General features: G+C 58.2%; 14 protein-coding genes. 7 read left to right on the top strand and 7 right to left on the bottom strand.

Going from position 1 to position 13968, the window contains the following annotated elements; all coding sequences use genetic code 11:
* The first annotated feature begins 196 nt into the window (after window positions 1-196).
* Window positions 197-1774 carry a bifunctional AfsR/SARP family transcriptional regulator/alpha/beta hydrolase gene (locus tag BC777_RS17045; RefSeq protein WP_100369424.1) on the top strand — a complete coding sequence of 526 codons (1578 nt, stop codon included), beginning with the start codon at window positions 197-199 and terminating at the stop codon, window positions 1772-1774.
* A gap of 24 nt (window positions 1775-1798) precedes the next feature.
* Here the strand turns inward: BC777_RS17045 and BC777_RS17050 are convergent, their stop codons facing one another.
* The 6 genes from BC777_RS17050 to BC777_RS17075 all read right to left on the bottom strand — a co-directional run bounded on the left by BC777_RS17050 (window position 1799) and on the right by BC777_RS17075 (window position 7365).
* On the bottom strand, window positions 1799-1987 hold the full coding sequence (locus BC777_RS17050; RefSeq protein ID WP_133122584.1) for a hypothetical protein: 189 nt from the start codon (window positions 1985-1987) through the stop codon (window positions 1799-1801).
* 273 nt (window positions 1988-2260) lie between these two features.
* On the bottom strand, window positions 2261-3019 hold the full coding sequence (locus tag BC777_RS17055) for an FkbM family methyltransferase (protein WP_100369426.1): 759 nt from the start codon (window positions 3017-3019) through the stop codon (window positions 2261-2263).
* Entirely contained in the window at window positions 3016-4065 is a 1050-nt protein-coding gene (locus BC777_RS17060) for a glycosyltransferase family 4 protein (protein ID WP_100369427.1), read from the bottom strand. Before BC777_RS17060 ends, BC777_RS17055 begins: the two co-directional genes overlap by 4 nt.
* Window positions 4062-4970, bottom strand: coding sequence for a lysylphosphatidylglycerol synthase transmembrane domain-containing protein (locus BC777_RS17065; RefSeq protein WP_100369428.1), 909 nt, complete (start codon window positions 4968-4970; stop codon window positions 4062-4064). Before BC777_RS17065 ends, BC777_RS17060 begins: the two co-directional genes overlap by 4 nt.
* The gene (locus BC777_RS17070) at window positions 4967-6598 is read right to left on the bottom strand and encodes a sulfatase-like hydrolase/transferase (RefSeq protein WP_100369429.1); all 1632 of its coding nucleotides are present in this window, start codon (window positions 6596-6598) and stop codon (window positions 4967-4969) included. Before BC777_RS17070 ends, BC777_RS17065 begins: the two co-directional genes overlap by 4 nt.
* Window positions 6595-7365 (bottom strand): CDP-alcohol phosphatidyltransferase family protein, encoded by a 771-nt coding sequence (locus BC777_RS17075; RefSeq protein ID WP_168769204.1) that lies wholly within the window; start codon window positions 7363-7365, stop codon window positions 6595-6597. Before BC777_RS17075 ends, BC777_RS17070 begins: the two co-directional genes overlap by 4 nt.
* A gap of 91 nt (window positions 7366-7456) precedes the next feature.
* Here BC777_RS17075 and BC777_RS17080 point away from each other — a divergent pair, with 91 nt between their 5' ends.
* Genes BC777_RS17080 through BC777_RS17090 form a run of 3 tightly spaced genes read left to right on the top strand, consistent with a single transcriptional unit; the run spans window position 7457 to window position 11130 of the window.
* Window positions 7457-8011, top strand: coding sequence for a cytochrome b (locus tag BC777_RS17080; protein ID WP_100369431.1), 555 nt, complete (start codon window positions 7457-7459; stop codon window positions 8009-8011).
* A 21-nt stretch (window positions 8012-8032) separates the two neighbouring features.
* Entirely contained in the window at window positions 8033-9634 is a 1602-nt protein-coding gene (gene mdoH, locus BC777_RS17085; RefSeq protein ID WP_245834444.1) for a glucans biosynthesis glucosyltransferase MdoH, read from the top strand.
* Window positions 9631-11130 carry a glucan biosynthesis protein gene (locus BC777_RS17090; protein ID WP_100369432.1) on the top strand — a complete coding sequence of 500 codons (1500 nt, stop codon included), beginning with the start codon at window positions 9631-9633 and terminating at the stop codon, window positions 11128-11130. Before mdoH ends, BC777_RS17090 begins: the two co-directional genes overlap by 4 nt.
* A 2-nt stretch (window positions 11131-11132) precedes the next feature.
* Here BC777_RS17090 and BC777_RS17095 read toward each other — a convergent pair whose 3' ends face one another.
* Window positions 11133-11876: an endonuclease/exonuclease/phosphatase family protein gene (locus BC777_RS17095; protein WP_245834446.1), complete on the bottom strand. Its 744-nt coding sequence runs from the start codon at window positions 11874-11876 to the stop codon at window positions 11133-11135.
* 88 nt (window positions 11877-11964) lie between these two features.
* On the opposite strand from BC777_RS17095, the gene BC777_RS17100 reads away from it, so the two are divergent.
* From BC777_RS17100 to BC777_RS17110, 3 genes are read left to right on the top strand one after another with little or no spacing between them, the layout of a single operon-like run.
* On the top strand, window positions 11965-12360 hold the full coding sequence (locus tag BC777_RS17100) for a 6-pyruvoyl trahydropterin synthase family protein (RefSeq protein ID WP_100369434.1): 396 nt from the start codon (window positions 11965-11967) through the stop codon (window positions 12358-12360).
* Window positions 12361-13125: a class I SAM-dependent methyltransferase gene (locus BC777_RS17105; RefSeq protein WP_100369435.1), complete on the top strand. Its 765-nt coding sequence runs from the start codon at window positions 12361-12363 to the stop codon at window positions 13123-13125. It begins immediately after the preceding gene.
* Between the two features lie 49 nt (window positions 13126-13174).
* A complete protein-coding gene (locus tag BC777_RS17110) occupies window positions 13175-13960 on the top strand; it encodes a RibD family protein (protein WP_245834448.1) in 786 nt (261 codons plus the stop codon).
* Window positions 13961-13968 lie beyond the last annotated feature (8 nt).

A 13968-nucleotide genomic window follows, 5' to 3' on the forward strand; every position in this document is an offset into this window, starting at 1 on the left:
GAATTTGCAGTTGCCTTGCGCAACCCTTATGTCGCGGTCCCCACAACCCATATTCTTAATCATCAAGAAACCGGAATAAAGTCAGGGCATCAGACGTAACCTATCCAAGTAACACGGACGCAGGATTCATCGGTATGACAGCAAAGACATTCAAATGCGTGCGCGGCCGTAATCCTGTACAGCTTGGTAAAGCGTGATGCCACAGCCCCTTGATCTGACCGTTTTGGACGCCGTGACCCTGTTTGCGGGCGATACGGAATTACAGCTTGTCCCGTCACTTAAAACGCGGGCTATCCTTGCATTTTTGGCTATTACTGGGCGCCCGCATTCGCGCGAATACCTGTGCGAGCTGTTCTTTGCTGACACCAAGGATCCGCGTGGATCACTACGCTGGTCCTTGTCGCGACTGCGCGCTGTGCTTAACCTTGATATGCCCCGGTTAATCACCAACAGACGAAATGTTCACCTTGACATGAGCCATATCCGGCTTGATCTGGATGTGGTTCGCCAGACCTATATGAACCAGACGCCGCAAACACCCGATTTACTGCGGGCGGCCTTGCTGGTGTCGCGTCGCCCGCTGGCGCATTTAAGCATGCCCAGACAGGACCGCTTTGATGATTGGTTAACGCAAGAGCGCGAAATGATCCTCAGCATGCAGGGCCATATCATCAAGGCACTGACTGCCGCCTCTGATCTGTCGGATGAGATCGCCCTGAAATGGTTGCGCCATTGGGTGCGTATCGCGCCGCGATCTCATGATGCAGCCTTTGCTCTGTGGCAGCGGCTGACGCAATGCGACCAGCAGCAAGAGGCAGATGTCGTCGCCACCACTTATCGCAAGATGGTCGGAAACAAACCGGGGTCCTGGTATGCTGCAGCACCACCGCTCAAGATTCCGCTGCGCCGCAACCATGAGCAGACGATCAGATATTGCACCACCGCCGACCGCATTCGTATCGCCTATGCCAGTACCGGCGATGGGCCGCCTTTGGTCAAAGCGGCCAACTGGCTTAATCATCTGGAACTTGACTGGGACAGCCCAATCTGGGGCGATACATTTCGGACCTTGTCGAACAATCACACGCTTATCCGCTATGATGAACGCGGGAATGGGCTGTCGGACTGGAATGTGCGCCAGCTGGATTTTACTGCCTTCGTTGATGATCTTGAAGCGGTCGTGGACAGTCTTGGCATAGAACGCTTCCCTTTGCTCGGTCTGTCGCAAGGCTGCGCTGTGTCCATCGCCTATGCCGTGCGGCATCCCGAACGGGTGTCTGCGCTGGTCCTGGTGGGGGGGTATGCTGCCGGGTGGCGGCACGCGATGACGCCCGCGCAACTAGAACAACGCGAGGCGGTTTTGACCCTGACCCGGCACGGCTGGGGGACGTCAAACCCGGCCTATCGACACATTTTTTCACAAACCTTCATGCCTGACGCAGATGCCGACCGGCTGGCGTGGTTTGATGACTTTCAACGCCGGTCCACCTCGGCTGAAAACGCTGTACGGTTTCAAGAGGCCTTTGGCGATATTGATGTCCGCCACTTGCTGGGTCAGGTACGGGTACCCACACTGGTGCTGCACGCCCGCGCCGATCAACGCATCCCGGTATCACACGGGCGCGAATTGGCCGAAGCGATCCCAAATGCCACATTCGTGGAACTGGATAGCCCAAACCATATCATTCTGGGGGATGAACCTGCGTGGCAGGTCTTCATGGATGAAATCACCAGATTTTTGCGCATCCATGGTGATGCCGCGCCCAGTCAGTGATACGGGATGCGCAGCCCGCGTGTTTTATGCAGGTGTTGCCCGGAACCAGCCCAGCCTGCGGAACAAAAGCCAGTCAAGGATCAGGGCCACAACAAGCGTCCCGCCCATCAGTGGAAAGAAGATCGCAAGTCCAATGATCAGAAGGATCATACCGGTGGACAATGTCGCATCCGGTGCGGCAGGCACGCCAAGGCTGCCCTTGGGCCGGCGCATCCACCACAAAAAATGCCAGTAGCAAACATCACAATCGCCCAATGTGCGGCGGCTTCAAAAAATTTGGTGCCGAAACTGCCAAAAAGTTGCTCACCATGGAATATGCGCAGAACCTGCATCGGCATGTTAAGATGCAGGGCGAGCGCTGAAACCTTTGGTGCCAATAGCCCCGCTATCACGCCTGCCAGCATAAACCATGTCATTATCGTCCGCACCATCTGGCGATTGATATAGGAATATCAGTATGGGTCAAACGTCAGTTTGTCTTACGACCTATCGCAACCTCGCAAAGACATCGCCAGAGTTTGCGCGCATTGGCAGTCTTGAAATCTGCGACTGTATCGCGCGCGCATCCGTCCAGCTTGGATTGACGAACGCGTGACCTTCGCCAAGACTGACGTTGAATTCATAACGTCCAAGTGTGTTCATCTGGGTCAGGCAATCCAGTGCAACGTCCTTTTGGATCGTGGTGAACTCGAATGATAAGGCACAGGGTTTCTGGCTCAGACCCTTCAGCACTTCCAACTCATGCCCCTCAACGTCGATTTTTATGAAATCCGGGATTCCATATATGGCGATCAGCCTGTCCAGCGTGGTGACCTCTACCGTGATCCGGCTATCCCAAACCTGACCTTGCCACTGCGTCGATGTACGTGCCGCCGCGATCAAATCGGGCGATGCGGTGGTGATGGTGGGATTGTCGGTATTCACATGCAAATCGAGCGTTCCCCGCTCTGCCCCTACTGCTGTCTGGTGCAGCTTGGCGCGGTCGCACCCGCCATAAAGTAACCGCAGCGCACGGAACACATGCGGTTGCGGCTCAGCCGCGACCACCGTGGCCCCCAGTCGCAGAAAACTGCCCGTGCGGTCGCCCACATGGGCACCGATATCAAAGGCAAGCCCAGCTTTCGGTACAAACTGCGCGTTCAGCCGGTCCATCCGCGCGGTGCGTTCGGCATCGCGGTAATAGACATCCAGTGACTTATGGATCGCGTTTAAATGCGCTTTGGTGACGGGAAATGCAGGGGTCATGAGCTATCGGCCTTTGTGGCGGCAATCGCGGATGCGGCGATCGCGGCGGTGTCTTGCCATGTAGGCAATGCCTGCCCGGCGGTCCGGGCTGCGGCGGTGAGCGTTTGGCGGCAATCAGGATCACTCAAGACCTGCCGCAGCGCGTTGGCAAATGCCTCTGGTGCGTCAGGTGGCACTAAAATCCCGGCGTCAGGCGGTACGGTGTCAGGCACTGCTCCAGCGGCGCAAGAGACGATCGGCAGATCATGTGCGAGCGCCTCATCAAAGACGATACCGTATCCCTCAAATCGTGTCGCCAGAGCAAAGAGGGTCGCAGAGCCGAAGAGCGCCCTCAACGCATTACGGCCAATCTGGCCGGTTAGTTTCACACGGTCGGCCAGTCCCAACGATAGGCGCAGGTCTGCTAATTCTTGCGCATAACCCGCGTCCAGTGGCGCACCGACGATCTTAGCTTGCCAATCCAGGTCGGTGATCTGGGTAAGCGCTTTCAGCAAAACATCATGCCCTTTGCGAGGCAGCTGGATGCCGACCGAAAGGATGAGCGGCGGATCGACCGGACACGCAGGTTCAGATGGTCGGTCTGTACCGGGGCGGGCAATGTGGATGCGGTCTTGGGACACGCCATAGTCTGTAACGAGTAGGGCCGCCGTATGGGGGCTTGGCACGATGACCTGAACGGCACGGGACAGGTTCGCGCGCTCGCTGTCATAAAGCGCTTGCGCGCGGCCCGCATCCAACCCGTTCTCCAAGGCGAGCGGATGATGGACCAGCGCAACAATGGGCGCGCGCACTTGCGCTGTGCGCGCCGGGTCCATCGCGCCAAAGGCAAGGCCGTCGATGATCACAGGGCAATCATCGGGGATGCTGGCCAGTTGCGCAAAGGCTGCGTCCATATCGCGCGCAGGCGGCTCCGGGAAACTGCCGGGCAAAGCAATATGAGTGACATCAATGCCAAGCGCACGCAATTCATGCAGCAGCCTGCGGTCATAGATATACCCACCCGTCAGCGTGGCCAGATCACCGGGAACGGCAAGTGCGGTCCTCATTTCAACACCAGTGCGATCAGGCCGGGCACGACGGCAAGCAGCATCGCGATGCCAAACATGACGCTGGCCGCGACACCTTCGCTGGCTGTGGTGCCTGCAAGGGGAAGAAGGACGGCGGCGGCCCCTTCGCGGATGCCCCAGCCGCTGACGGTGAAGGGGATGAGCATCGAAAACAGGATAACCGGTACAATCGCAAGGATGGCGGCAAGAGAGAGGCTGACGCCAACAGCCCAAGCACAAAGCCCGAAGGCTGTGAGGTTGCACAGTGTGATCGACACGCCCAGCCCAATCTGCGCAGGCAAGGCCTGCCTGGACAGGAGTGCCGTGTAAAACGGACGCATCCAGCCAGAGAGTTTTGCCCCCATCATAGCAGGAAACCATAGCCCCACAGCGATCAGTGCTGCGATGAGGCAGCCGATCGCGACAGCCGTACCAATCGGCGCGGCATAGGTCATCGGCCACTCCAGACCGCCCACCGACAGGTAAGTGACAGCAAAAGCGCCGGCCATCGTCAGAAACATGGCTATTTGCCCGGCCAGCCGTTCGAAAACAACCGCTTGCGTTGCAACGGCAAGGCCCGCTTGCGCACGGGCGCGCACCGCGCGCGCCGCATCACCAACAACGGCACCTGGTAGGGCCTGATTGACGACTTGTGACATGAAATATTCCTTGATTGCGTGGGGCAGGCGCAAGGTTTGCCCTAGATGCGCTGCGGTGACTTTCCAGCGCAAGGCGGACAAGGCAGTCTGACAGATCAACACCGCCACCGCGGCCAGCAACCAAAGGGGTTCGGCTTGCGACAGGAGGTGTATGATCTCTGGTCCATCAGCCGCCGACCACAGCAACGCAATCAACACCGCTGTGAACGCCAACTGCCCGATGCGCCATAGGCCCGCCCGCGTCATTGGGCCACCTCGGTGATCTGCCGTGTGGACAAGGCTTGCAGGATATGCGCGCGCATCAGGTCCATGCGGCGTATGGGCGTCGTCTTGGTCGGGATCAGGCCGGGGGTAAAATCGGCGTCGGACAGAAGATTGACCAGAGCTTGCGGTCCAACGATATGCATTGGCACATGCGGACGCTCATCCAATGCGATAAAGCCTGCGGCCTGATGATCCCCGACGATGATCATCAAAGGCGGGTTATCTGCATGCAGGGCGGCATAAGCAAAGACGGTCTGCAAAGCATAATCTACCGCCAGCCGGTATTGATCACGGACGCGGTCGTAGTCTTTCCAAACCACACGTGGCGTATCGCTGGCTGCGACAATGGGGTCAAAGATCGTGCCGTCGCCCAGATCGTCCCAATCGACGAGGTCCGGCACTGGCACCCAAGGGGCGTGGGATGACCCAAGCGCCATTTGGATAAAGTACGGCCTGTCATCGGTGCGCTGGTCACGCAACAGACGATCCATCGCGGCAAAGGTGAACTGATCAGGCATTGTAATCCAGTTGAAAGGCTCACCTGCATAGCCCAGATCAGCCTCGGCCAGGATTGTCTCGAACCCCATGACCTGTGCTTCGGGCCAATCAAGTGTGATCTGCGGCATCACGGCTGCGGTATGAAAACCAGCGTCTTGCGCGAGATGAAACAGTGTTTGGCGGCCGCTCGATAGCACGGCGCGATAGCTGGTTTGATTGGGCACCCACAGGCCGTTGGCAAAGGTGGAATGTGCCAGCCAGCTTTGCCCGCCTTGGGTAGGCGAGGCCAGCAACGTCGACGATGTGGCAAGGCCCAGCGCCGCAAGTTCTGCTTCGCCTTTGGCCAGCGTCTCTCGGTGCAAATCGGCATAAAATGGGGTGTCGAGGCTGGTGCGCCCATAGCTTTCGACGAAAACGACGATCACGTCGCGGTCGACCAGATCAAACAGCCCCGCTTGACCAGCGAAAGGATCATTCGCAACAGCGGCGCGGAACACCCGCAAGTCTGCGATCGTGTCTTGGGCGGTCCGAAACCGCTCGACCCCAAGACGCGCGGTAAAGGCGGTGCCGGGATAGGGGAAAGGCGTGCTCCAACGGCCCATCTTTGCACCGACATCAGTTATCACAAGGGCCGCGCCTGCCACGGCCGCGATAGCTGCCAAAGCGGGCAAAGGACGCCGCAGGGGCAGCCGCGCCCAAACGCGCATTGCCCACCATAGTATGAGGGCAAGGCCTATGATGACCAGCACTGCTCCGATGACAGCGGCGATGGCGGCAACCGCGCCCAGATTGCCGACGATCAGGTCATAGAAAGAGCCGACTAAAGGCATATCACCGACTAGATTGAAGCCGCGATTAAGCGAAGTGAACATGACGAAATCAGCAGTTTTGAGGACGAAAATACTGATCAGTGCCACTACGAGCACGAGGCGTAGAATAACCCCGGTACGCGATGTGCCAAAGGCGAGGAGCGCCAGCAAAATAGCAGGCAGCTCCAACGGGAACAGCAACAAAGCGTCCCAAGCCATGGCCGCCGGGTGATTAGGTTGGACGAGTACCAGATGCAAAATCATCGCAGCCAAAATGACCGCTGAAACACTGCGCAGCGTCAAGTTTCTGCCCCCCGCTTGCGCCAGAGCCAAAGTATATCGCGGCCAAACGACCAGACAAGCGCCAGCGTGACGGTAGCTATGATCAGGTCCAGCCGCCCGTCCGCAAAAACCGGAATCTGCAGGGCAATCAGCGCACCGATCTGAAAAACACAGACGGCCTTGCGAGCAAAGCTTGGTCGCAGCGGCTGGTTCAACCATGGCAGTTGCAATCGCGCGATCCAGAACAGGTAATGCGGCAGACCCAGCAGGATCACGTAAGGGCCAGCGGCCCCGTTGGTGGCAGCATAGAGCGCAAGAACCACCGCGAAGACGGCATCAACCTCAACATCGAACTGTGCTCCGAAATCAGAGGCGAGGCCTTGGCGGCGCGCCAGCCAGCCGTCAATGCCATCAAGGGCCAATGCAAATGCAGCGATGCCAAATGTCGCCCAATTCGGCGCGATCTGGGCCAGCACGACAACGCAAAGCACACCAACAATGACCAGTCGCCCCAGCGTGACCAGATTACACACGCCCAAGGATTGATGCGGAAAATCGCGACTTAGGCGAAAAGCTGCCAAAGTTGCGGCAGCCGTGTACAGGCCCACGCCAATGGCAACTAAATGAACACTTTCAGCAGTGACGCCAAAGAGGACATCATAAAGGAAGACCAATAGAAACGCGCCAATCAGGGCACCACCGCAGAAAACTTGCAACGGCGATGCAGCAATGCTGGCTGGCTTTGCAGGCAGGTCCCCGAGGGGCTTGTTTGATGTTGGTTGTCTCATCCGGCGCACTCTAAAAAACATTTCTTGTGAATAATACGCTCAAGGTAGGCGTAATATTCGCAAGACCCGCAAAAAAGAAAGAGTACGACCCATGACAAACAGTATTTTAAGATATCGCGTTCCAGCACGACTGATCCACTGGACCATGGCATTACTGGTGCTTGGCATGATCCCGGTCGGTTTCCTGATGGTGCGTGAGGGGCTGGACCGGAGTTTCCAGAACTTCCTTTTCATCTCCCACAAAAATATCGGGGTGCTGCTCTTGGTCCTGATTTTCGTGCGTTTGATTTACCGCTGGCGGAATCCGCCTGTGCTCAACCCCGCGCCATTGCCAAAGGCGCAGGAATTTGCGGCCCATGCAACGCATTTCGGCCTTTATGCCCTGCTCTTGATTATGCCACTTGCGGGCTATGTCAGGGTGAGGGCCGGGGGATTCCCGATTGAAGCGCTTGATGCGATGGGCATTCCCGCGCTTGTTCCGCGATCCGAGGCTTTGGCGGAGTTTGCGAAGGCTGTTCATTTCTACGGATCTTACGCGATCGCCATATTGGTTGCGATGCACATTGGTGCAGCGGCTTATCATGGTGTGGTGCGGAAGGATGGTATTTTCTCCCGCATGTGGCCACCGGTCGGCCCCAAGGCGTAAGAGCAGGGAAAGTAACGTCGCGTGTTTACACCTTATTCTCAGACAACTGCCCCTGCGCAGCGGCAGTTTGGCGCTTTACGACGCGGGCATTTGCAACAGACCGTTGGGGCAGGCTTTGTGCCGTTTATCAGCACAACTCTTGCCATGTCGGCTCTGGTCGTGGCGGCCTTTACCAGCGCGGTGGCTGAGTGGAGCGTATTGACCGGTGTCGTGGCTGCGTTGATCATGGTGAACGCCTTGTGGATTTCAGGTGGCGCTGTGACTGCGGTGATGGGGCTCTTTGCCGCTACTACACCGCAGAGCATGCCGCCAAAGCAGTGGATACCAAAGGGTAGGACGGCTGTTTTGGTTACCTTGTGCGGTGAGGACGCGGCGCCTTTGGCCATGTATCTGAACAGCTTTACCCGTGGTTTGGATGCGCTTGGCCTTGGGCATGACACAACGGTATTTGTTCTGTCCGATACATCCGCTGTCCCGCAGATAGCGGTGGAGGAAAATGCACTGGCTGACCTGATTGCGCAGGGGCGCATCGTCTATCGTCGCAGAGCTGATAATACAGGTAAGAAGCCCGGTAATATTGCCGATTGGTTGACCAATTATGGTCATGATTTTGATTATATGGTTATCAAGGATGCCGATAGCCGGATGACACCGAACAGCATCAGGCAACTGATCTGGCAGTTGGAACACCGGCCCGGTACCGGCCTATTGCAGGCTGCGATCTCGCTCATTCCCGGTCGCACCCGCTTTGGCCGCCATCAGCGTATTTCGTCACGCTTGTTGGGGCATGCATTCGGCCGTGGTTTTGCTGCTTGGTCTGGTAAGGCGGGCAACTACTGGGGTCACAATGCGATTATGCGCGTGGCCGCGTTTCGGTCAGCAGCGCGCTTGCCACGTCTGTCTGGCCCTGCGCCCTTTGGCGGTGATCTGCTCAGCCATGATTTTGTTGAGGCCGCATGGATGCGCCGGGCTGGTTGGGATATTGAGTTGGCCCCCGATCTGCGCGGCAGTGCCGAAGATGCGCCGCAGAGCCTGCAGGACTTCTTCCGCCGCGACCGTCGCTGGTGTCAGGGCAACTTGCAGCATTTGCGGGTCATGACCAGCCCCGGCCTGCACCCGGTGAGCCGGATGCATCTGGTGACCGGGGCATTCAGCTATCTGTCTGCGCCGATCTGGTTGTTGCTTTTGGTATTGCTTGGGCTTGGCGCGATCCCAGTCAGTAATTATGCCTCAATCGCTTTGGTCGCGGTCATTTTGCTTGTGCCTAAACTGTGCGCCTTGATTGATCTTTTGCCCCGCGCCCGCACCATGTGGCGACGACGCGTGATTTTGCGCGCTTGGCTGTCAGAATTTGTCATTTCCACGCTCATCGGCCCGCTGATTTCATTGCGTCATGCGACCTCTGTTGGGTCCATTTTGTTGGGGCAGGACTGCGGCTGGAAATCGGCCCGCAAGGCACGCCTGATGGTGCCGGCCGGTTGGCCTGAGGCGGCAGTGGGTCTTGTGATACTTGCTCTCGCGCTTGCCAACCCGACAACCAGCGCGTTGTGGCTCGCGCCGGTGATTGTGCCCCTGATCATTGCACCGATGCTCATACCGCTATTGAACAGGGAACCTATATGAACCGCCGTGATTTATTGATGAGTACAGCGGCCTTCGCTGTCACCACCGCACTGCCTGCAATGGCCCAACCTGAGGATAGCTTGCGCGATGTGGCCAAGGCCCTGCAACAACTGCCTTATACCCCCAATACCACGCCGCTTGCGCCGCCATTTGCGGGGCTGGATTACAATGCTTACCGGGGCATCCGCCCGTTGGTGGGCAAGTCAGCGCAACTGCCGCATGGCAACCGTTTCTCGGTCGATCTGATGCCACCGGGCCTTTATTTTCCTGATCCCATCAAGGTGGATAAGGTCACGCCTGAGGGCCTGCGCGAGATCACGTTCAGCCCGGCGCTGTTTGATTTCGACGACCGTTATTTCGACGATATCCCGCAGACAAGCCCCGGCGCTGGTTTTTCAGGAATGCGCCTGCGTTATCCGCTGAATGCGCCCGACCTGATGGACGAGGTGCTGGTCATGCAAGGCGGCAGCTATTTCCGCGCGATTGGCGAGGCGATGGTTTACGGGCTGTCGGCGCGCACCGTGGCGCTGGGCACAGGGGGGGATGGAACGGAAGAGTTTCCGCGGTTCCTCCACCTGCGCCTGCACCCCTCACAGGGCGACACGGTACATCTTGAGGGGGTGATCGACAGCCCGTCACTGTCGGCACATCTGGATATGGTAATGCGCCCCGGTACGGACACTGAGATGGAGATCACGACCACAATTTTCCCGCGTGTCGATATCAGTGATATCGGCATTGCGCCACTTACGTCGATGTATCTCAAAGGTCCGATGCTGGCCGCCGTATCAGACGATTTCCGCCCGCATGTGCATGATAGCGACGTGCTGGCCATCACAAATGGTGCCGGCGAACGGCTTTGGCGACCCATCGCAAACCCACGCAATGTAGAAACATCCGTGTTCATGGATGACAACCCTGCACGATTTGGGCTCTATCAGATGCCCCGCGCGTATGAGGATTATCAGGACACCGAGGCGCGCTATCATGACCGTCCTTCCGCAACGGTTGAACCGTTGGAGCCTTGGGGGCCGGGTGCTGTGATGTTGGTGGAACTGCCAACGCAGACAGAGTTTCTGGACAATATCGTGGCGTTCTGGCGTCCGCGAGACCCGCTTTTAGCGGGTCAGGAGCATGCCTATACCTACAAGCTGACATGGACGCTTTCTGCCCCTGATGTGGGTGATTTGGCGCCTATCATTCAAGGTCGCAGCGGGCGCGAGCATGACCGGCCCGGCCATCGCCGCTTTGTCGTGGATGTAGCGACTGTTGCAGAGGACGCCGTACCAGTCGTGTCCGCCAATAACGGGGCCGAGGTGTTGGGTGTTAGCTCATTCCCATTGCCTGATGGCAGTGCCACACGCGTGACGTTTCTGTTTGCGCCGGGTGATCTGGATGTTGCTGAAATCAGGCTCAGCCTACGAGGCGTGGATGAAACGCCGCTTAGCCCCGTATGGCTGCACCGCTGGACGCGCGCGCGCGATGGGGATGTGTGATGTTAGCTGCCCAGATTGATATGCGCCAGCAGGGGCCGGTGATCAGAGGTCATGCGGATACCGGGACCGTCAAGGACATGCGTTTGCGTGACTTCCGCCGGGGCCGTGGTCAGCACGCGGTCGAGCGGCAGAAAGGGCCGGTTGATCGGGAAGGTCGCTTTGACCGGGCCGCGCAGATCTGTGCTCAGAAACCGCTTGGACAGCGCAAAGCCGCCCCAAGGGCGCCATTCGTTCAGATCGCCGATCAGAATGGCGGGTTGGCGCGGTTGGCGAAAAATATATTGGCAGATGGTGCGCAATTGCGCCCAGCGCAGGGTCTGCATCAGCGACAGATGCGTGCCGACGAGGCGAAACGGTTGCCCATCACGCGTCAGATCAGCGACGACAGCACCGCGATGGCAGCGTCCGGGCAGATCAAGCAGGGTGATGCGGTCGACCGTGATATGGGGCCGGACAAAAACGATCGTGCCCAGAAATCCGTGGCTGTCATCCGACCAGCGATGCGCGGGGTCGCCGTGCAGATAGCGCAGGCCGGTGGCGGCCTCGACTGCCGCGATATCCAACAGGCCATTATGTGGTGGGACCTCTTCATCAGCCTCTTGCAGGATCAGCGCGTCGATCTGATCGACAGGCATTTCGGCTTGCAAGGTGGCAAGTGTCCGGTCGGGGGCAATGCGTCCGTCATTGCCGCGGCAGCGGTGGATGTTCCAGCTCAGGCAGGTAAAGTCTTGATTTCTATCGGGCAATATCTGGCCTTTGCGGGTGGCTTTATGGCGCTGGGTCCGCGAAATGATAGTCTAATGTTCAAACAAATCGATATGATTGGGGAAATAAATGTTTGCAGTTGAAGTACGTGATCACGTGATGATCGCCCATTCCTTGCCCTCGCCGGTGTTCGGCCCTGCGCAGGGTATGCATGGGGCGACGTTCGTTGTTGATGCAGCGTTCTATACCAAGGATCTGGATGACAACGGGTTGGTCGTTGATATTGGACTGGCGCTTGAGGCGTTGGCAGAGGCGCTTAAACCGCTGAAATACGCCAATCTGGATGAGGTGCCCGCGTTTAAAAGCAAGATTACGACGACCGAATTCCTGTGCCATTACATCTGGCAACAGTTGCGCGACACGGCCAAGACGACGGGTTTGGGCGACGGTGGCCGGGTGTGCCGCATCAAAGTGTCGCTGGAAGAAAGCCATGTCGCGCGCGGCTGGTACGAGGCGGATATCTAAATGGGGTTCTCACCAGACTGGCTGGCCCTGCGCGAACCGGTGGATCATGCATCACGTGATGCCAGTCTGCTGGCACAGGCCGTGGCATGTGCGGGATCAACGGCCACTGTGGTGGATCTGGGCAGCGGCACAGGATCAACTGCACGCGCCTTTGGTGATACCGGCTGCAAGTGGCGGTTTGTCGATGGCGATGCGGCGCTCTTGGATATTGCGCTAGCGCGGCATCCGGGGGCGGAGCGGGTTGTGTTTGACCTGCGCGATATTGATCAGCTGCCGCTGGATGGTGTGCGGTTGGTCACAGCTTCGGCCCTGCTTGATTTGATGCCGCTGGAGTGGGTGACAGCGCTGGCCCAACGGCTGCAAGACGCAGGTATCCCGTTTTACGCAGCGCTCAATTACAACGGACAGATGCGATGGTTGCCACGACACGCGGCTGACGCGGACGTAACAGATGCGTTCAACGCGCACCAGCGGACAGACAAGGGGATTGGCCCCGCATTAGGGCCAACATCGGCTGATGTCGCTGCCGAGGTTTTCGTCAAGCATGGATTTGACGTGCATCGCGGTGATAGCCCTTGGCGGTTGAATGGCGCGACAGTCCAATTGCATGATGAGTTGTTAAGCGGAATTGGTGAGGCCGCGGCAGAGGCGGGGTTTGCGCAGGCGCAGGCCTGGGTCGCCGACCGCCGTGCGAACGTGGCGGAAACGGTCGGATATATCGGGCATACCGATATTTTTGCCGTTCCACACGGAATGGGGGAATAAAATGCAGCACGTAGACGTAACCCATAGAGTATGGGAAAGGATTCTTGACGTGAAAACAGGGGCGGCCTGTCTGTGTTGTGGCAATTGGTCCTGGGGCGAGGCGCAGGCGCTGGCGCTTTACGGTGCCTTGGCACAGCCGACGGCCACGGCCCAGGTATTTGCACAGATCGGTCAGTCTCTGGACGGGCGCATTGCCACCGAAACCGGCGATGCACAGGATGTGTCTGGCAAGGATGGTCTGGCGCATTTGCATCGGTTGCGGGCTTTGGCTGATGCGGTGGTCATTGGGGTCAAAACGGCCTTGCATGATGACCCGCAACTGACCGTGCGTCTGGCCGATGGCACCAGCCCTGCCCGCGTCGTGATTGACCCTGATGGACGTTTGCCCAATGACGTACGCTTGCTGACTGATACCTCAGCCCGCCGCATTGTTATTCAGGCGGTTCCAAAAGAGCGGCCAGAAGGGGTTGAGGCGATTACCCTATCGCGCACCTCGTGGATCGACCCAGAAGATATACTAAACGCCTTGGAAGAGCGTGGTTTCAAAAGCGTCCTGATCGAAGGCGGGGGGATCACGATCACCCAGTTTCTTGAAGCGGGCTTGCTCAACCGGTTGCATATGGCGATTGCGCCTTTACTGATCGGGTCCGGCCCACAAAGCCTGACGACCGCCCCTATTGGGACCTTGGCGCAGGCCCGTCGCCCCGAAACAAATGTGTATAACCTAGGCAGCGATGTTTTGTTTGATTGTGTGCTCAGCCCTGCTGATGCGCTGCCGATCGCCCCTGCTCGCTGTGCCAATGCCATGCTGAACCCCCAAGGCCCACGCCTCTAACCAGAAAC

The sequence above is a fragment of the Yoonia maricola genome, from assembly GCF_002797915.1.
In the GTDB taxonomy this organism is placed as follows: domain Bacteria; phylum Pseudomonadota; class Alphaproteobacteria; order Rhodobacterales; family Rhodobacteraceae; genus Yoonia; species Yoonia maricola.